Annotated in this window: 20 protein-coding genes and 1 pseudogene; 15 read left to right on the forward strand and 6 right to left on the reverse strand. The window is 63.2% G+C overall.

The features are described from left to right. Window positions 1-45 precede the first annotated feature (45 nt). The 5 genes and pseudogenes from K2U94_RS02570 (at window position 46) to K2U94_RS02585 (ending at window position 4258) form a co-directional block, all read left to right on the forward strand. Window positions 46-1095, forward strand: coding sequence for an alpha/beta hydrolase (locus K2U94_RS02570; protein WP_243065712.1), 1050 nt, complete (start codon window positions 46-48; stop codon window positions 1093-1095). Between the two features lie 98 nt (window positions 1096-1193). Continuing rightward, window positions 1194-1292 (forward strand): annotated as a pseudogene (locus tag K2U94_RS20400) (phenolic acid decarboxylase); the annotation flags it as partial. 37 nt (window positions 1293-1329) lie between these two features. Further along, on the forward strand, window positions 1330-1725 hold the full coding sequence (locus K2U94_RS02575) for a phenolic acid decarboxylase (RefSeq protein ID WP_252393659.1): 396 nt from the start codon (window positions 1330-1332) through the stop codon (window positions 1723-1725). 193 nt (window positions 1726-1918) lie between these two features. Then, window positions 1919-3505, forward strand: a complete 1587-nt coding sequence (gene mdlC, locus K2U94_RS02580) for a benzoylformate decarboxylase (protein ID WP_243065713.1) — start codon at window positions 1919-1921, stop codon at window positions 3503-3505. A 33-nt stretch (window positions 3506-3538) separates the two neighbouring features. After that, on the forward strand, window positions 3539-4258 hold the full coding sequence (locus K2U94_RS02585) for a glutathione S-transferase family protein (protein WP_243065714.1): 720 nt from the start codon (window positions 3539-3541) through the stop codon (window positions 4256-4258). 78 nt (window positions 4259-4336) lie between these two features. Here the strand turns inward: K2U94_RS02585 and K2U94_RS02590 are convergent, their stop codons facing one another. Genes K2U94_RS02590 through dld form a run of 3 tightly spaced genes read right to left on the reverse strand, consistent with a single transcriptional unit; the run spans window position 4337 to window position 7004 of the window. Continuing rightward, the gene (locus K2U94_RS02590) at window positions 4337-4690 is read right to left on the reverse strand and encodes a nitrile hydratase subunit alpha (protein WP_243065715.1); all 354 of its coding nucleotides are present in this window, start codon (window positions 4688-4690) and stop codon (window positions 4337-4339) included. Further along, the gene (locus K2U94_RS02595) at window positions 4687-5067 is read right to left on the reverse strand and encodes a hypothetical protein (protein ID WP_243065716.1); all 381 of its coding nucleotides are present in this window, start codon (window positions 5065-5067) and stop codon (window positions 4687-4689) included. Before K2U94_RS02595 ends, K2U94_RS02590 begins: the two co-directional genes overlap by 4 nt. Next, window positions 5067-7004 (reverse strand): D-lactate dehydrogenase, encoded by a 1938-nt coding sequence (gene dld / locus K2U94_RS02600; protein ID WP_336606147.1) that lies wholly within the window; start codon window positions 7002-7004, stop codon window positions 5067-5069. The genes K2U94_RS02595 and dld overlap by 1 nt, the downstream gene beginning before the upstream one ends. Before the next feature lie 178 nt (window positions 7005-7182). Between dld and K2U94_RS02605 the strand changes: the two genes are divergently transcribed. From K2U94_RS02605 to K2U94_RS02645, 9 genes are all read left to right on the forward strand, one after another. Next, entirely contained in the window at window positions 7183-7398 is a 216-nt protein-coding gene (locus tag K2U94_RS02605; protein WP_243065717.1) for a rubredoxin, read from the forward strand. Window positions 7399-7428: 30 nt separating this feature from the next. Continuing rightward, complete coding sequence (locus tag K2U94_RS02610) at window positions 7429-8232, forward strand: pirin family protein (RefSeq protein ID WP_243065718.1); 804 nt, start codon at window positions 7429-7431, stop codon at window positions 8230-8232. A gap of 52 nt (window positions 8233-8284) precedes the next feature. Next, entirely contained in the window at window positions 8285-8863 is a 579-nt protein-coding gene (locus K2U94_RS02615; protein ID WP_243065719.1) for a tautomerase family protein, read from the forward strand. Window positions 8864-8951: 88 nt separating this feature from the next. Further along, window positions 8952-9146 (forward strand): twin-arginine translocation signal domain-containing protein, encoded by a 195-nt coding sequence (locus tag K2U94_RS02620; RefSeq protein ID WP_243065720.1) that lies wholly within the window; start codon window positions 8952-8954, stop codon window positions 9144-9146. A 49-nt stretch (window positions 9147-9195) separates the two neighbouring features. Continuing rightward, on the forward strand, window positions 9196-9594 hold the full coding sequence (locus tag K2U94_RS02625; protein WP_243065721.1) for an MliC family protein: 399 nt from the start codon (window positions 9196-9198) through the stop codon (window positions 9592-9594). 192 nt (window positions 9595-9786) lie between these two features. Continuing rightward, complete coding sequence (locus K2U94_RS02630; protein WP_243065722.1) at window positions 9787-11592, forward strand: CocE/NonD family hydrolase; 1806 nt, start codon at window positions 9787-9789, stop codon at window positions 11590-11592. Next, window positions 11589-12071 (forward strand): cupin domain-containing protein, encoded by a 483-nt coding sequence (locus tag K2U94_RS02635; protein ID WP_243065723.1) that lies wholly within the window; start codon window positions 11589-11591, stop codon window positions 12069-12071. Before K2U94_RS02630 ends, K2U94_RS02635 begins: the two co-directional genes overlap by 4 nt. A 51-nt stretch (window positions 12072-12122) precedes the next feature. After that, window positions 12123-13826, forward strand: a complete 1704-nt coding sequence (locus tag K2U94_RS02640; protein ID WP_243065724.1) for an NAD-dependent malic enzyme — start codon at window positions 12123-12125, stop codon at window positions 13824-13826. Between the two features lie 299 nt (window positions 13827-14125). Beyond that, window positions 14126-14965, forward strand: a complete 840-nt coding sequence (locus tag K2U94_RS02645; RefSeq protein WP_243065725.1) for an IS5 family transposase — start codon at window positions 14126-14128, stop codon at window positions 14963-14965. Window positions 14966-15115: 150 nt separating this feature from the next. On the opposite strand, the gene K2U94_RS02650 is transcribed toward K2U94_RS02645, so the two are convergent. Beyond that, entirely contained in the window at window positions 15116-15367 is a 252-nt protein-coding gene (locus tag K2U94_RS02650; RefSeq protein WP_243065726.1) for a hypothetical protein, read from the reverse strand. A 33-nt stretch (window positions 15368-15400) separates the two neighbouring features. Continuing rightward, window positions 15401-16027, reverse strand: a complete 627-nt coding sequence (locus tag K2U94_RS02655) for an acyl-homoserine-lactone synthase (protein ID WP_243065727.1) — start codon at window positions 16025-16027, stop codon at window positions 15401-15403. Between the two features lie 463 nt (window positions 16028-16490). Between K2U94_RS02655 and K2U94_RS02660 the strand changes: the two genes are divergently transcribed. Beyond that, a complete protein-coding gene (locus K2U94_RS02660; RefSeq protein ID WP_243065728.1) occupies window positions 16491-16661 on the forward strand; it encodes a hypothetical protein in 171 nt (56 codons plus the stop codon). 54 nt (window positions 16662-16715) lie between these two features. Here the strand turns inward: K2U94_RS02660 and K2U94_RS02665 are convergent, their stop codons facing one another. Then, on the reverse strand, window positions 16716-17321 hold the full coding sequence (locus K2U94_RS02665) for an RES family NAD+ phosphorylase (RefSeq protein WP_243065729.1): 606 nt from the start codon (window positions 17319-17321) through the stop codon (window positions 16716-16718). Window positions 17322-17335 lie beyond the last annotated feature (14 nt).

The raw sequence follows: 17335 nt of genomic DNA on the forward strand, positions 1-17335 counted from the left end.
TTCCTGTCGTCCCTGCAAGGTCGAGGAGCCTGAATCGTGGCAAGCATGCGATGGGAGCGCTTCTTCGTCGGTGGCGCCTATGCGGGTCCCGCTGACGCGCAGGTCATGCATGGACAGATGCATGTCGAGATGCTGACCCCGGGCGACCTCCGGCACCCATGGCCGCTGGTGTTCATCCATGGCGCGGCGCAGACGGGAGTCGGCTGGATCACAACGCCGGATGGGCGTCAGGGCTGGGCGCCGTGGTTTGCGGAACGCGGCTGGAAGGTTTGCGTGGTGGATCAGCCTGCGCGCGGGCGCTCGGCCTGGCGGCCGGATCTGGATGGCGGGCTAAAGTCGATCTCGGTCAGCCAGACCGAGAACCTGTTCACTGCCCCCGAGCGCAATCCCGGCTGGCCGCAGGCTGAACTGCACACGCAATGGCCCGGCGGCTCTGGCAAGGGGCGCGCTGGCGATCCGGTGTTCGACCAGTTCTATGCGAGTCAGGTCGCATCGCTGACCAATCCGGACAGCGAGAACCTCATGCAGCCGGCGGGCGCCGCGCTGCTGGATCGCATCGGTCCGGCGGTGCTGATCACGCATTCACAGGCGGGATTGTTTGGTTGGCTGATCGCCGATGCGCGCCCCGGCCTGGTCAAGGGCATCGTCGCGCTGGAGCCGGCCGGTCCACCCTACAAGGATTCGCTGTTCCCCAGCGGCTTCGATCGCGAGTTTGGTTTGACCAGCCTGCCCTTGACCTATGAGCCGCCGGTCACCGCCGAAGCGCCGCTGGCGTTTGAACAGCAAGGCGGATGCTGGCTCCAGAAGGGGGCGGCGCGACGGCTGGTCCATCTCGCCGGCGTTCCGACGGCTGTGGTCACGTCGGAGGCGTCTTACCATGCGGTGTTTGACCACTGCACGGTGGCCTATCTTCATCAGGCGGGCGTCGAAGCCGAATCCATCCGCTTGGCGGAGCGGGGCATCCACGGCAACGGCCACATGATGATGCTGGAAAAGAACAGTCTTGATATCGCGGCCTGCGTCGAGGAATGGCTGATCGCCAATGTCGGAACCTCCGCCGGGCCCGCCGGCAGGGGACCGCATAACCAGTTGTGACGATGCGCGACCGGGACGGTCTGGCTAGGCTCGGTTCAATCGAAATCGATGCGTCCGAACACGCGCACGCGCCGCCCGGCGGTCTAAGAGAGGCAATCATGTCTGATCCGTATGAATCCACCAATCCCGCGGAAATCGCTTCCTTCGTCGGCAAGCACATCATCTACACCTACGCCAATGGCTGGCTGTACGAGATGTATTTCAAGAACGAGCGCACGATCGACTACCGTGTGCATGGCGGCATGGTCGGAGGGCGATGGGCGATGGGTCAAGGGACAGGAGGTCCATATCGTCCGTCTCGCCGATGGGGTGTACAAGGTCTCATGGAACGAGCCGACCGGAACGTGCGTCAGCGTCGCCTATAACCTCAACGAAAACCTCGCCCATGGCGCGACCTTCTTCCCGCGCTGGATCGAGCTGGAGCCCGAAAAGATCATCGGCCTCCAGAACGAGAAGATCGACCTGATGCGCCAATACAGGGACGCGGGGCCGACTTATCCGATCCTCGTCATCGACGAATTTGCCGAGATCACCTTCGTGGAGGATTGCGGCCGGGATGACGAGAGCGTCATCGCCTGCGGGCCGGAGGATTTGCCGGCGGGCTACGCCACGCGCCGGAATGTGGGCTGACGGACCGCCGCAGGGGCGAATGGGGCCGACAGCGACGACGTGTCCGCCGACCGCAGCCGCCAATTGCTGAAGGGGAACGGTTGGCGTAGCTGCGACCAAGACTCCTGAACCGAACCATGGCAAGCTGCGCCGTGGAGCATCCGTCTAAAATACGGCGCATCGGAGATCGCCGTGGCTATTCTGGAGGCACAGCATGGCGACCATCCGCGACCTGACCTACGACTTGCTCCGCCGTAACGGCATCACCACGATCTTCGGCAATCCCGGCTCGAACGAGCTGCCCTTCCTGCAGGATTTTCCGTCCGACTTCCGCTATATCCTCGCCCTGCACGAGGGCGTGGCTATCGGCATCGCCGACGGCTACGCCCAGGCCACGGGCCGAACTGCGCTAGTCAATCTCCATTCCGCCGCCGGCACTGGCAACGCGATGGGCGGTTTCGCCAATGCCTGGAACTCGCATTCGCGGCTTGTGGTGACGGCCGGACAGCAGACGCGCGCAATGATCGGCGTCGAGCCGCTGCTGACCAATATCGACGCGACCACGCTGCCGAAGCCGCTGGTGAAATGGTCCTATGAGCCGGCGCGCGCCGAGGACGCGCCGCTCGCCTTCAGCCGCGCCTTGCACCTGTCCAGCCTGCCGGCGGCCGGGCCGGTCTATCTCTCCATCCCCTATGACGACTGGTCCAAGCCCGCCGAGCCGGAATCGCTGCGGCTGCTGGAGCGCGCCGTCTTCGCGGCCGGCGCCCTCAGCGCGGCCGCAACGGCCGCGCTCGCCGCGCACCTCGACCGCAGCGTCAATCCGGTTGTCGTGCTGGGGCCTGACGTGGACGCGGCGCGGGCGAACGAGCATGCGGTGCGCCTCGCCGAAAGGTTGAAGGCGCCGGTGTGGGTCGCCCCCTCGGCGCCGCGCTGCTCCTTCCCCACCACCCATCCGAACTTCCGCGGCCTCCTGCCCGCCGGCATGGCCTCGCTTTCCCGGCTGCTGGAGGGGCATGATCTGGTGCTGGTCGCCGGCGCGCCGGTGTTCCGCTATCACCAATACGAGCCCGGCCCCCTGTTGCCTCCTGGCGCCGAGCTGATTCAGGTCACCTGCGACCCAGACGAGGCGGCACGCGCGCCCATGGGCGACGCGGTCGTCGGCGACGTAGGCCTGATCCTCGCGGCGCTCGCCGACGCGGTGGGCGAGGCGGCGCGGGCGGCGCCGCAACCGCGGGAGACGCCGCCACGGAGCGCGCCTGGCGCAAGGCCCCTGACCGCCGAGCGCGTGCTCGATCTGATGAACGAACTCGCCCCGCCGGACGCCATCTATGTCAATGAATCCACTTCCACCATCGAGGCCATGTGGGAGCGGCTGCGCTGGGAGAAGCCGGGGAGCTATTATTTCGGGGCGGCGGGCGGCCTTGGTTTTGCCATGCCGGCTGCGGTGGGTGTCCAGCTCGCCGAGCCGGAACGGCAGGTCATAGCGGTCATCGGCGACGGCTCGGCCAATTACAGCGTCACGGCCTTGTGGACGGCGGCGCAGCATAATGTGCCGGTGGTGTTCGTCATCATGCGCAACGGCACTTACGGCGCCCTGCGGTGGTTCGCCGGCGTGTTGAATGCGAAGGGCGTGCCTGCCCTCGACGTGCCGGATATCGACTTCGTGTCCATCGCCAAAGGCTATGGGCTGGAGGCGGAGCGGGTCGACGACGACGACGCTTTCGCCGCCGCCTTCACCCGCGCGCTCAGGGCCGGCCGACCGACACTGATCGAGGTAGCGACCGCCTGGCCCACGCCCTGAGACCACGCCCTCGACGCAAGATGGAGCCTCGCCGTGACGATCACTCTATACTCCTATCCGACGCTGTTCGGCGTGGCCGACAATAATGGCTATGGCCTCAAGATTTTCGCTTTCCTGCGGCTCGTCGGGCTGCCCTTCGTGCATGAGCATCTGTTTGACGCCTCGTCGGCGCCGCGCGGACAGCTTCCCAATATTGTCGATAACGGCGAGACCGTCGGCGACAGCGAGACCATCGTCGCCCATCTCACGCGGAACTATGGCCTCACGATCGATCACGCTTTGAGCGAAAGGCAGCGCGCCCTGAGCTTGCTCGTGACGCGCCTGCTCGACGATCTCTATTGGGTGATGTCCTATTCGCGCTGGAAAGATGAGCGCTATTGGCCGGCTTTTCGCGCCGCGCTGCTGCGCGAACATCCCAGCCTGACCGAAGAAGGATTGGCCAGGGCGCGCGACTATAATTTCCAGCGGTATTTCTATCAGGGAATCGGCCGGTATGAGCCGGACGCTGCCTATGAGCGCGGCCTCGCCGATCTTGGCGTCCTCGCCGGTCTCATTGCCGAGGGCGGCTTCGTTCACGGCGGCGAGCCGACCAGCATTGACGCCGGGATTTACGGCTTCATCGCCAATATCCATTTCTACGACATCGACACGCCGCTGAAGCAGTTCGTTTCGTCACGGCCGGAGCTTGTGGCGCATTGCCTGGCGATCCATGAACGCGTCATGCGCGCGCAGCCGCACGCGAAAAACGGCTGATCCCCTTCTTGTTCAGCTCAAGCCTTGAGGCTTGACCTTGTGGCGCGGGGGCGGCCGCGCGGGCTCGCTGTTGGCTGGCTAAGAATCCGTTTTCTTCTGGGACGCCAGCCTTATCTCGCGCAAGATCCACTTTTGTGTGTCGTCCGGGATGAAAAAGCCGCCGACCCCCGACGAAAAGAGCAGGTCGAAAACCTGTTCGGTCGCCCGGGTCAGCTCTTTTTCCATGTCCAGGCCCGCGTCAGGCTTGGGTGGGACCATGATGACGATCGTGTCGTCGGCCTGCTCGACGATCTCGATTTTCAGGTCGGGGCCCGGAGTATAGCCGAACTCCTCGCAGACGACCGCGACCGGGTCCGCGAGCAGCCTGGCGCGATAATCCTGATCGGTGGCGATGCGCTCGTAATATTGCTCGACGAAATCGGCGTTGCTCACGATCGAATTTCCTCTTTGCGGGCGGCGTCGCGCAAAGCCAGGAGCTTGAATTTGGCGGCGACAGGAACGAGCCAGATGAACAGTCCCTTGCTGGACCAAAGATCCATCTGGTTGAGGACGGCCGGCGGCGGCGGCGATTGCGGATCTCTGGCGGGGGGAATGGTGAAGTAGATGGTATCGCGCCGCTGCGCCACCACTCTCACCTTGACGCCGGCCGGAACCTCCACGCCCATCGATCTTAGGGCTTCGGCGGGATCGCTCTCGACCTGCTCGGCGAACGCGTCGTCCGTCCAGACGCGCCTGGTCAATTCTCGTTCAAAATCTCCGGACACGGATGTCTCCTCCATCGTGCTTCGATTCACGGTGCGCGCCGCCATCAGCCTTCGCAGCGCATCTCCGACGCCCTGGACGCCCTGTTCATGGGCTTCCAATGCGCGCATTTCGTCGTGCGGCCGATCCCGGGATTGAGCGCGTTGCAGGGATCAAGCGCCTTGTAGTGCGACGCCAATGCGGGCTTGGCGTGATAAAGGTGTCCGACATTGTGCTCGGCGGGATATTCGGCGCCCCGCCGGTCGAGCAACTCCCACATGCGTTTCTCGATCTCCCGGCAGTCGCCGCCCTTCGCCACAATATAGTCCTGATGAAAGACGTGACAGAAAAAGTGGCCGCAATACAGCTTGTGGACCAGCGATTTTTCGATGTCCGCCGGCAGCGTCTCGAACCAGTCCTCGTCGTTGCGGCGCAGCGCAATGTCCAGCGCCACGATGTCTTCCACCTCTTGCTCATGCACCGCACGGTAACGGATCGCCGCGCCGGCCGCCGCAAAACGATGCAGGAACGCCTTGTCGCCTTCGTCAGCCGTGCACTCGAAAAAATTGCCGGTTTTCGAAGGAAGGTTCGCCTTCAGGTAGTTTCGCGCCTCGTCGATCCCATCATCGCCCATTTTCAGCAGGAGATGGTGCTCGTAGCGATCCCGATATTCCGTCATGCGCTTCGGCAGGTGCTTCGGGAAGAAACGGCTGAGCGCCTGCAGGATCTTGGCGCTGAAGTTGTGCGGCAGGAATCCTACGCGTCCGCACAGACTATCGAACGCCGCCTGGAGGGCGAACAGCCGCGGGATCATGTCTGTGCCGAGGTAGTGAATAACCAGGAACGTGTCCTTGCCATATTCCTCGGCGCAATCGAAAGACGCGCGGTGCATGTACTCGCCCTCGATCGGCAGATGCTTGAATTTCGTCAGTATATGCCGCCGGAGGCCTTCGAGTTCCCAGGAGTTGTTCGAGCCGATATAGAAGACGACCTGCTCCCTCTCCTTGGGGAAAGTGTCGAGCCTGACCGCCATGAGCATCACCTTGCCGGCGCTGCCGGAGGCTTCGAACAGTCGACGCGGATCGGCGTTGAAGCGGGAAGGCGTCGACGCTTCCACGTCGCGGATGTGATCCGCATAATCATGGTCGGATGCGGCGCGCGACGGGTCGTTGACGATGTCGGCCTGGGAGAACTCGCCTTTTTCTACCTTGTCGAGGATCGTTTCCGGGTCGTCGCCGAGCGCAATGCCGAGATGATTGACAAGGTGCAGATCGCCGGCCTCATCGAGGCGCGCGAACAACGCCAGTTGGGTGAAGGCAGGGCCGCGATGGATCAGCGCGCCGCCGGAATTGTTGCAGACGCCGCCGAACACGGACGCGCCAATGCAGGAGGAGCCGATTACGGAATGTGGCGCGCGTCCAATCTTGTCCAGCGCTTTTTCGAGGTGGAACAATGTCGATCCCGGCAGGCACACCACCTGCGTTCCCTCATTGATCAGGTGCAGGCCTTCAATGCGCATGGTGTTGATCAGCACCACGCCGCGATCGTAATCATCGCCGTCGGGGGTCGATCCGCCGGTCACGCCCGTGTTGGACGCCTGCATGATGACGACCTTGTTGGCCGCGACACAGGTCTTGAAGACCCGCCATTGCTCGACGAGCGAGCCGGGGCGCACCACGGCCACGACCGGGCCGCTGCCGAAGCGGATGCCTGTGCGGAAGCGACGAGTCGCATCGGGGCTGGTCAAGACGTGCCATGGGCCCGCGATCTCCTGAAGTTTTCGGATCAGGGCGGCGTCATCTTCGATAGTCCTTCCTGGACCAGTCTCGCATGTCGAAACGGTAAGGTCGAGAAATGCAGCACCCATTACGATCGCCCCCATGCTGGTTCTCATTTTCGTGTCGAAAATCGCTGATAAAGTCGTCGCGTGCGCCTGCTCAAACGGTCTCGTCAAACACGTCGCGACTGAACGTTCGGCCTCTACCATATGCTTGAATGCAGACACATCACCAGTTCTGGCGATGCGGAGCCGGCGTCGCCGACCTAATGCTGGTTCATCGAAAACGACGCGCTGAACCGCCGGTTCGCTGATACGGAAAGCGGTCGATTTTCGGGAGTTTCAGGATGGAAATGAAAAGAAAATTACGTCAATTTGGCGCGTTCCTATCGTGTGGGAGATGAAGATGTCAGACCCCTTGAAACGCTGGCTCTGCCTTGGCTGCGGATTTTCCTATGACGAGGCCCTTGGCCTGCCGGAACACGGCATTGCGCCGGGGACCCGCTGGGCCGACGTGCCCGAAAACTGGAACTGCCCGGATTGCGGCACGCCGAAAGCGCAATTCGAAATGGTGGTCATCGGCTATGCCGCCGGTGGCTCGCAACTCGCCCAGAACGCCTGACCAGCGCCTCGACAAACCAGGAGCAGCAGCATGACCCTGCCTTTCGTTCTCCGCGCCAACGAGCGCGGCCACGACGTCATCAGCTCTGATGGGCCGACGTCGTCCTATGTGGCGGGACATCCGGGCGCATTCATCAGCCGCGAGTCCAGCTTCAACTTCCATCAATATCAAGGCGGCCGCCCCGGTTTCGGTCCTATCCGCGTCTTCGGCGATGAGACCTTCCACGGCGCCGGCTGCGGCTACAACATGCATCCGCACCATAATTTTGTGATCTGCGCCTTCGTCCTGGAAGGTGAGCTGACCCACATCAACACTGCGGGCGAAGGCACGGTCGACCGGTTGCGCCAAGGCGATTACTACGTCTTCTCGGCCGGATCGGGCGGCAAGCATTGCGAGTTGAGCATCAGCCCCGAGAACATGAATGCGATCTATCTCTGGGCGCTGCCCAATCAGCTCTATCTGCCGCCAACCTATCATCGCAGCCATTTCGACCTGCGCACACGCCGCAACCAGATCGTTCAGCTCGTCGGCGACGCCGATGGCGCCTTGCCCTTCCCGCAGGACCTGCGCGTCTCGCGCCTGGTCACCGACAGGAAAGGCGCTTTCGCCTATACGCTCCGCTCGGCCGAACATGGGGTTTATTTTTTCGTCGTCGATGGATCGCTGACGTACGGCGCCACGGTGCTTGGCCGCCGCGACAGCCTCGGCGTCTCGGGCGCGCAAACACTCGAATTCGAGGTCGCCGACACCACCGATGTCCTAATCGTTGAAACCGCCATGGTCGATGACGAACGCATCCGGGCCTGGGAAAAGGAACAGCCCCAGGCTGCGTAGCGCGACCAGGCCGGACAGAAGACACGCGTTCTTTGCGCAAAGGAGCCCAACCATGCCCATTATGGATGTTCGATACGCCGCGGGAAGTCTTGATCAGCCGGCTAAGGCCGCTCTCGCAAAGAAACTGACCGATGTGTTGATAAAGATGGAGGGCGGCGCCGACACGCCTGGCGGCCGTGGCTTCGCCTGGGTCTTCTTCACCGCCTTCGCCGAGGAGGACTGGTGGATCGGCGGCGGCGCTGGCGACGACTATGTCTCGCCGCCCGGAAAATTCCTCGTACATATCTCGATTCCCGAGGGCTATATGAACATTGCCCACAAGAATGAGGTTCACGCCTGGGTCGCCGCCGCGATCACCGAGGTCGCCGGCGTCTCGGAACCGGGCCGGAGCATCCTTACCGTGATCGACGAGGTAACCGAAGGCAATTGGGGCAACGCCGGTCATCCGATCAGCCTCGAAAGTATCGCGGAAACGGTCGGCCAATCGAAACAGGGCGCGCGTCTGACCTGGTCGCGCTCCTATTTCGAGGCCAAGGCCCGCGCCATGGCGGCGGCGGGTTACCCAAAGGACGCCGGGGGCCTGTTTCCATCGCTGACGCCGCTCGAACCGTCACGCAATACGCGCCCGTAGCCGCGTCAGGCTCTTGATTGCATTTTTCCTCGAGAACCGGCTTGCCGCCGGCGCGCCATGACCTCATGCATCAGGAAGGAATGGATCGATGACGACAGATGAAGCTTCACGTCGCAATTTCCTCGGCCAGGCCGCGGCGAGCGCAGGCGCAGCGACTCTGCTCGCAGCGTCGACCGGCGACGCCATCGCTTATCAAGGCAATATGGAGCGGGCCTTGGCCCAGCTTCAGTGCGCGTTGGTTCGCTTCGCCGGGCCGCGCCCGACAAGGGCGGTCACTGGGTGAACGCCATCGGCCAAGCCGGCATCGATTACGCTGCCCAGCGCTTTGGCGATTGAAGTTCGAGGCATGCCGACGAGCACAGCAGCGCTGTCATGATGTTGCAGGCGATCCAGCGGCAAGGAATGACTGGATGAATGAAATGGTCCCATTTCGTTACCTCCTTCGCCTGGCGGGAGCCCTCGCGATTCTGGCCTTTGCCGGCCAGGCCGGCGCGACCGAAGCTCGCTACGCGTGCAGCGGCCGCGCGAAACTGATCGCCCGCTTTTCCCCGCCCGGCGTCAGGACGGGGACCGTCGCGCTGACTTTCGCAACCGGGGAGACCATCTCCTTGCCGCAGGTGATGTCCTCCGACGGGGGGCGTTATGCTGACAAGGGCGTAGAATTTTGGATCAAGGGAACGAAGGCGACATTGACCCGTGAGGGCAGCAGCGAAACCTGTGCGACGAAATGACGCCCTGAAAGGATCGTGAGACCGACATGCCCCAATGCTTGCGGCGCAAATATCGGCTCGTCGACGCCTGTGCGACGCAGATGATGTTTTTCAAGAATGTTAAGGGCAATCTGGGGATTTGAAGCCGGCGGAGTCTAGTCGCGGCAGCGTCCCCGCTCTCCTGAACGCCTTCGATTTCGGAAGGAATGTGAGATGAAAGCCACGAAAAGCAAGCCGGGCTTCTGGGCCAATCTGATCCCGCTGAAAGGTGGGCTGTCCGGTCCGCAGCTCGCCGGCTGGACGCCGGGACCGGCCGCGCGCTCGGGCCTCGGTTGCAGCATCCTGGCGGACGAATTGATCGAGGTCGCGCCGTCGATTGCATTGGCCGCCGATGTCTATCTGCCCAAGACCCCTGGTCGTTTTCCGGCGGTTGTCGCCTTCGCGGCCTATTCCAAAGAGCTGCACACGGCCGGGATCCCGGCAGGCAATAATGAGATCGGCAGCCCGCCCGTCTTCACCGATCGCGGTTACGTCCATATCGTGGTGACGCGGCGCGGCATGGGGCGGTCCGGCGGCGAAGACGCGGTCTTCCTCAATGAAGTCGACGCCGAAGATTATGCGAAAGTCATTCAGTGGGCCGCGCAGCAGCCCTGGTGCGACGGACAGGTCGTGCTGTTCGGCACTTCCTATTACGGCCTGACCCAGCTTCAGGTCGCTCGACTGCGTCCGCCCGCGCTAAAAGCCTTCTTCGCCATCGAGACCTGCACCGATTACTTCCGCCACATCGGCATGTTCGGCGGCGCGCCGCAACCGGATTTCTTCGCGCTCTGGATGGGCGCGAATTTCAATCCGATGCAGTTCAAGCTGCATGTGCCCCCGCTCGTCCGCGCCCTGGTGAGCCACATCGCCAATTCGCCGCTGAAAAAGCTGTGGTGGCCAAAGCTGCAAAAGCGCATGACGCGGATCATGAAGGGGTTCGAGCGACTGCAACCGGTGCTGCAGACGCGCGAAATCTTCGCCGCCCTGACGCTCGACGGCAAGACCCGGGCGAGTTTTCCCCTCTCGGCAGGCCCGTCCGGCGCTCTGGACGCCATCGAGGCGCCTTTCGTCGTTGTGCAGAACGCCGGCTATCTGAACCTGCATCAGTTCGGCGCTTATGACCTGTTCGCCAACGCCAGCACGCCGCCCGACCGCAAATGGCTGATCATCGGCCCGGCGGAGTTTGAGCTGCCGGCCTATCATTGGCAGCTGGAGGCGCTCGCCTTTTTCGATCACTTCGTCTACGGCGCCGACAACGGCTATGGGGGCCAGCAGCGCGTGCGGTACTGGGCCGCCGGCGTCAAGGACTACCGCGCGGCGGCGGACTGGCCGCTTCCCGGCAGCGCCCCCCTGCGTCTTTATCCGGCGTCGCAGGGCGCCGACGCCGTCATGCATCGGCTGGGCCGTGCCCCGGGCGAGGGCACAAACCGCTGGGCGGCCACGCCCCTCGGCGCGATCCTCACGCCGGGATTTGACGACGTCGCCAACCAGATCCTGAGCTTCGATATGCCCGTCGAGACGGAAATCGAGCTGACCGGCCCCGTGACAGTGAGTCTTTCCTTCAGCTGCAACGAGATCGATTCCCATGTCATCGCTCGCACCGGGCGCGTCGCGCGCGACGGGACCTACGAAATCCTCTCCATCGGGTCGATCCGTCCGGCCTGTCGCCGCATCGATGCGGAGCGCTCCACCGCGACCGAGATCGCGCTCGACATCGATATGCCGGAACCGCTGACGCCGGGCGTTCCCGTCACGCTGCGCTTCAGCCTGACGCCGCAGCCCGTCGTGCTGCAGCCGGGCGAGCGTTTGCGGCTCGACATTGGCAGTCGCACCGATCTGCTGCGCAGCGATCCAAGCCATGGCCACGCGCAGTTCGACATGCAGGTTCCGCCCTATTATTCGCGCAACACGCTGCATTATGGCGCGGACACATTTCTGGAGGTCATGGTCGCAAATTCAAGAGAAAGGTCGTCGCAATGAGCATTTCCTTCCTGCATTCCCTTGGCGCGGAAGCGCCGATCAAGATCCCCGCCATCGGGCTCGATCTTTTCGTCCGCATGCCGCCATCCGCCAGCGGCGGCGAATTCTGTTTCATCGAGACGATCAACGCGCCCGGCGCCGGCCCGCCGCGCCATCGCCACCGTGAGGCGGAAATTTTCCGCGTCCTCGAAGGACGCTATCTTTACGAGATGGACGGACGGCGCTTCTACGCCGAGGCCGGCGACGTGGTCAGCCTTCCCGGCGGCGCCGAACATGGCTTCGTCAATGTGACGGACAAACCCGCCCGCCAATATATTCTGATGGCGCCGGCGCTCGACGCCGAAGCCTTTTTCACGGAATTGGCGGGGACGATGCGGAACGGGATCCCGGATCAGGCGCTGCTCAACGCCTTTGGCGCCAAGTGGCGCGTCGAATTCCTCGGTCCGCCGTTGAAAAGCACCGACCAGCCGACCGAGTGACTTTCGCGTTCGGCCGGTGAGAAAAGCGCGCCATTCAACGGGGAGTCGCCCATGACCGAGGCAGCGTCCGATTTCATCACGACGGCGTTGAGCGGCTATGACCTGCTGGCCGATAGTCAGCTCAACAAGGGTGCGGCCTTTTCCGAGGCCGAGCGCGACGCCTTCAATTTGCACGGGCTGTTGCCGCCGAATGTCCTGACTCTGCATGAGCAAGTCTCGCGCAGCCTTCAGGCGCTGCGCGCCTTCGAGACCGATCTCGAACGCTACGCCTTTCTCAGCGAAATTCAGGACGCCAACGAGACCCTGTTTTACGCGCTGCTGGTCGGCAATCTCGAAGAACTGCTGCCGATCGTCTACACGCCCACGGTCGACGCCGGCTGCCAGCAGTTCAGCCATCTCTTCCACAAGCCGCGCGGGCTGTTCCTCAGTCTGCCGTACAAAGACCGGATCGACAGGATCCTGGCGCAGCCCCACTTCGACCGGGTGGAGGCGATCGTGGTGACCGATGGCGAGCGCATCCTTGGGCTGGGCGATCAGGGCGCCGGCGGCATGGACATCCCGATCGGCAAGCTGGCGCTCTACACCGGCTGCGGCGGGTTGAATCCGGCAACCACTCTGCCCATCCTGCTCGATGTCGGCACCGACAATCCGGATCGCCTCGCCGATCCGCTCTATATCGGATGGCGCCATGAGCGCGTGCGCGGTCAGGACTATGATGATTTCATCGAGGCCTTCGTCTCGGCGGTTACGGCGCGCTGGCCCAATGTCCTGCTGCAATGGGAGGATTTCGCCAAGAGCAATGCGACGCGGATGCTCGAGCGCTACCGCGATCGGCTCTGCACCTTCAATGACGACGTGCAGGGTACGGCTGCGGTCGCGACCGGCGCCTTGCTGGCGGCGATCAATGTCACCGGCGTGCCGCTGACGGAGCAACGCGTCGCGGTGCTGGGCGCGGGCTCGGCCGGCTGCGGCATCGCCAGCCTGATCCGCGCCGCCATGCGCGACGCCGGCCTCAGCGACGAGGAGGCGGGGCGGCGCTTTTTCATGGTCGATCGCGACGGCCTGCTGGTCGAGCGCATGGCCGGCCTCGCCTCGTTCCAGCTACCCTTCGTCCAGGCGAAGCAGGCGGTCGCCGATTGGAAGCTCGGCCATCCCGACAAGATCGATTTGCTCGATGTTGTGCGCAACGCGAAGCCGACCGCGTTGATCGGCGTCTCCGGTCAGGCAGGCGGCTTTTCAGAATCGGTGGTGCGCGCCATGGCCGAGTTCAACAAAAGGCCGGTGATCTTCCCGCTGTCCAATCCAACGTCGCGCGCGGAGGCGACGCCCCAGGACATCGAAACCTGGACCGAGGGCCGGGCGCTGATCGGCGTCGGCAGCCCGTTCCCGCCGCTCACGCGCGACGGCGCGCGCATCAAGATCGACCAGACTAACAACTCCTATATCTTTCCCGGAATCGGCCTGGGCGCGCTGGCTGTCGGCGCCAGTCGGATCAGCGACGGCATGTTCATGGCCGCAGCCAAGGCGCTGGCGGGCATCTCGCCCGCACGCGATAACCCAAAGCATAATCTGCTGCCGCCGGTCTCGGCGCTGCGCGACGTCGCTGTGACAGTGGCGCTCGCCGTGGCTCTCCAAGCCCACAAGGAGGGACTGGCCCCGAACGTTCCGATCGACACGATCGAAGCGCGCATCCTGGCCAGGCGCTGGACGCCGACCTACAGACCCTATCGCCGGGCCGGCGCAGCCGAGTCCTGATCGAAACCCTGCTCAATGGTGCGCCGCCGGTCGCTATCGTCGGCAGCAACGGCTGACGTCCGAGGTTCGGTTCGACGTCGACTGAACTTTACGAGCCAAAGGGAATGTCTGTTTTCATAGAAGAGGCGGGATGGCAGGTCCAAAGTTGAACGACGGCAAATGGCGCAAACTTGCCCTCTTGGCTTCGGCAACTCTCCTGCCTAGACCCGTCCTTCGGACTTAGAGCCTGACCTGAAATTGGTTGACCGGCCTCGCGACCCTTGATTCCCTTGGTTTGCAACAACTTTGGGAGATTCGCGATGCCGTGGAGCGAGGCCGATCGCGCGAAGTATGAAGTCATTCGGGCGCGCTATTCAAGCGATATGTCGGAGGCCGAACTGGCGCTGATTTCGCCGCTGTTGCCGCCGCCCAAACGGCGCGGACGCAAGCCGACAGATGCCCAGATCATTCTCAACGCCTTGTTTTATTTGATCCGCTGCGGCTGCCCATGGCGATATCTGCCGAAGGATTTTCCGCCGTTCACGACCGTGCAGAACCGCTTCTACGCGTGGCGCGACAGCGGCGTGTGGGCGCAAATCATCAGCGTTCTCGTGATGGACGCCCGCGAAGCGGAAAGCCGTGAGGCCGCGCCGACGGCTGTCGTCGTCGACAGCCAATCTGTCAAGACGACGGAAGCCGGCGGCCCCCGTGGTTTCGATGCGGGCAAGAAGGTCAAGGGGCGCAAGCGCCATCTCGCCGTCGACACGATCGGTCTGCCCATCGAATGCCAGATCACGACCGCCGACGTGCAGGACCGCGACGCTCTCGCGCCGTTGCTGAAAGCCGTGCATCGCAAAAGCCCGTGGGTGAAAATGTCCTTCGTCGACGGGGGTTATCAGGGGGATGAAGCCCAGCGCGCAGCCTTCGAGGCGAGCCGTATTTCCATCACCGTCGTCAAGCGAACCGATAAAGAGGTGAAAGGATTTACGGTGCTGCCGAAACGCTGGGTCGTCGAAAGGACGCTCGGTTGGATCAATCGCGCGCGCCGTCTGTCAAAAGACTTCGAGGCGACCATCGAATCCGCCCTCGCGTGGCTGCAATTGGCCCTGGCTTTCCTTCTCATGCGAAGGCTGGCGAGGGCAAAAGCCAGTCAGAATTGAAATTCGAGTCGGGTTCTTAGACCGGAATCCGCCCATTTCAGTTGGTAGCGGTTCCATCGGCGAATCTTTCCCTAGGGTCACGAGCCGGCGGCAACTCGGCGACGGCCACACCTCGGCGTTAGATCAATCCATTGGCCCCTCTCCGCGCGATCACCCTCCGTTAAACTCCGACGGGTCAGGCAAAATAAAGTCCGAGAACGCCGCAAGCTGCCGATTGGAGCGATCAGAAAGATCCCCTCCCCGGTAGTGCGCATGGACGAGCGCCCAAAAGACTACCTCGTCCGAGCGCCCGGCGAATAAAGCCTTTTGCAATAATCGGCTCACCAACACTACCGCGCGGGTTGGTTGGTAACGCGCGCGCAACTCATTCGCCACTTTTTTCGTGTCGGCTTTCCTGATCACCGCGGATGCTCCTTTCATTTCGTTGATGACGCGTCATGCCGCTGACGAAAGCGCGGGCGAAGATCGGAGCACTGGGTCGTTCGAACCTCGCGCCTCATGAATCGTGGCAAGCGTCTCGCGATTGAAAGACATCCGCAGGGCGACGATTTCATCGCGACCGAGCTTCTTCGGAAATCCGAGCGGGCGAACGAAGAAGCGGAGCTGCATGGCGATGACCATCAGGCGCCAGTCGATCGCCGCGGTGACGGTGTCGACATTGTGGGCCATCCCCCATTCGACCACGCCTTGGGCGAGTGCGAGGAACACGCCGTTCGACCGCGGCCGAGACTCGCGATGGCCCGGCGCGACGCAGAACTGCGTCCATTCCGCGATGCGCGGGCCGCGCGGCGGCTTCGTGCGGCACAGATCGCTGAGCACACTGGTCAGAAGATGCGGCCGCGTCGTGGGAAGCAGGCGCTGGTATCCGACGATCTCGTCGTTGCGCAGCAAAATATGATGGACGGCGTGTTCGTCGTCGAATTGATCGCGCTCGAATCCGTCGGCTTTGCGAAGGTCGTCCCAGCCCTTCTCGTCAACGAAAATGTCATGGCGAAAGCGAAAGGCGCGATCCAGGAGGTCGCGGTGTCGGTCGATATTTCCTCTGTCAACAACGGTGAGCATGTGCGTCTCCTGCAATGGCCATTTGGCGTGCGGGAGTTTCAAAAATTCGCGCCGGTTTCCTATGGAAACAAATGACCATTGCCGGCGTGTCGCCTGTGTTGGCGGCGGATTTCGCGCTTCAGCTTGTCAGATCTGCCCGCCATTCGCAGCAAACTTTCAAGCCGTTAGTGCGTCAACGGCTTCCGCTTGAACAGGATGTGAGCGTAAGCGGTCAGGGCTCGGTCTCGTGTGTTGGCTCTGGCATGTTCGGCGTCACCTTCTCTCGCTTCGCGCGGCGCCAACCCGCTCTGTCTCAGCGCACTCCTTGGTCGCGGCCGCGGCCTTCACGATCAACCCGCAAGGGGTCCGCTATGCGCGCATGCGGCCTCTGCGGCTCCGCCTGCGAGGTGATCGCGCCCACGATCCGGACGCTTCGGGCGCCTGTCGAGCGGGGTTGGCCCCGCCCAAGACGGGAGCCGGAACATTGTCGCAGAATCTCACCCTCGCTCAGACCCACGCCTGGAGCCTCGCCAAGACGCTGATGGTCTGTGTCACGCTCTTTAAATCCGACGGCGGCTACGGCGTCCTGCCCTCCGACGAATTCGACGGCGATCCCGCAATGATACTTTTTGAATACGACCCGTGGACGCGTTGACGGCGGGTTCCTCGGGAGCCTCAGCGGCTCCCGATCGCGCTCGTCATAGAAGTGTCAGACGATCGCGAGATCGAAGTCGTTGATGATGCTGGCGAGCTCGGCCCGGCAGTCGACGAGCCGCGGCGTCGCGGTCGCGCTGACCTTGGTCAGCGCCCTATCATAGAGGCCGAGGTTGGTCTCGCCGTTCAGCCGCGAGTCGTAGATAATCCCGTCCGGCTTGGCGTCATGCGACCAGAACGCCCGCGACCAGGCGCGCCCGAGATCCTGCGAGCTCGCGCGCGCCACATCGGTCGGGATTCCCATCCGCACGAGACCGTCGCCTCTAAGGTCGACGACCCTCAACGCCGTATCAATCCGCAGCTCGCCGCAGGTCCACATTTCGAGCTCGGCCCATTCGATTGGAAAGGCGCGGATCCGTCCGACGCCACGATCGCGCAGAATCGCCTCCAGAAAGCAAACCTTCACGCTGCTGCCAAGATAGACGACGCCAAAACGTGCGGGTGGAAGGAAACTTGTTTCCGGGTCGCTGAAACGGCTCGGCCCCAAGCCGTAGCCGAGTGGATCGATGAAACGGGTTTGATAAAGCCGCCGCCAGACCGTGCCTGCTGCGATATCGGCGAGCGCCAGCGGTCGCGACGCGAATTCCTTCGGCGGCAGCATGCCTGACAGCGGCA

Source organism: Candidatus Rhodoblastus alkanivorans (genome assembly GCF_022760755.1).
Taxonomy (GTDB): Bacteria; Pseudomonadota; Alphaproteobacteria; order Rhizobiales; family Beijerinckiaceae; genus Rhodoblastus; species Rhodoblastus alkanivorans.

Excerpts from the sequence above, each read along its gene's own strand:
- K2U94_RS02630 (WP_243065722.1), top strand. The coding sequence starts at position 9,787 with ATGAAAGCCACGAAAAGCAAGCCGGGCTTCTGGGCCAATCTGATCCCG.
- K2U94_RS02610 (WP_243065718.1), top strand. The coding sequence starts at position 7,429 with ATGACCCTGCCTTTCGTTCTCCGCGCCAACGAGCGCGGCCACGACGTC.
- K2U94_RS02595 (WP_243065716.1), bottom strand. The coding sequence starts at position 5,067 with ATGGCGGCGCGCACCGTGAATCGAAGCACGATGGAGGAGACATCCGTG.
- mdlC (WP_243065713.1), top strand. The coding sequence starts at position 1,919 with ATGGCGACCATCCGCGACCTGACCTACGACTTGCTCCGCCGTAACGGC.
- K2U94_RS02635 (WP_243065723.1), top strand. The coding sequence starts at position 11,589 with ATGAGCATTTCCTTCCTGCATTCCCTTGGCGCGGAAGCGCCGATCAAG.
- K2U94_RS02620 (WP_243065720.1), top strand. The coding sequence starts at position 8,952 with ATGACGACAGATGAAGCTTCACGTCGCAATTTCCTCGGCCAGGCCGCG.
- K2U94_RS02640 (WP_243065724.1), top strand. The coding sequence starts at position 12,123 with ATGACCGAGGCAGCGTCCGATTTCATCACGACGGCGTTGAGCGGCTAT.
- K2U94_RS02645 (WP_243065725.1), top strand. The coding sequence starts at position 14,126 with ATGCCGTGGAGCGAGGCCGATCGCGCGAAGTATGAAGTCATTCGGGCG.
- K2U94_RS02605 (WP_243065717.1), top strand. The coding sequence starts at position 7,183 with ATGTCAGACCCCTTGAAACGCTGGCTCTGCCTTGGCTGCGGATTTTCC.
- K2U94_RS02615 (WP_243065719.1), top strand. The coding sequence starts at position 8,285 with ATGCCCATTATGGATGTTCGATACGCCGCGGGAAGTCTTGATCAGCCG.
- K2U94_RS02655 (WP_243065727.1), bottom strand. The coding sequence starts at position 16,027 with ATGCTCACCGTTGTTGACAGAGGAAATATCGACCGACACCGCGACCTC.
- K2U94_RS02665 (WP_243065729.1), bottom strand. The coding sequence starts at position 17,321 with ATGCTGCCGCCGAAGGAATTCGCGTCGCGACCGCTGGCGCTCGCCGAT.
- K2U94_RS02575 (WP_252393659.1), top strand. The coding sequence starts at position 1,330 with ATGGCGGCATGGTCGGAGGGCGATGGGCGATGGGTCAAGGGACAGGAG.
- K2U94_RS02570 (WP_243065712.1), top strand. The coding sequence starts at position 46 with ATGCGATGGGAGCGCTTCTTCGTCGGTGGCGCCTATGCGGGTCCCGCT.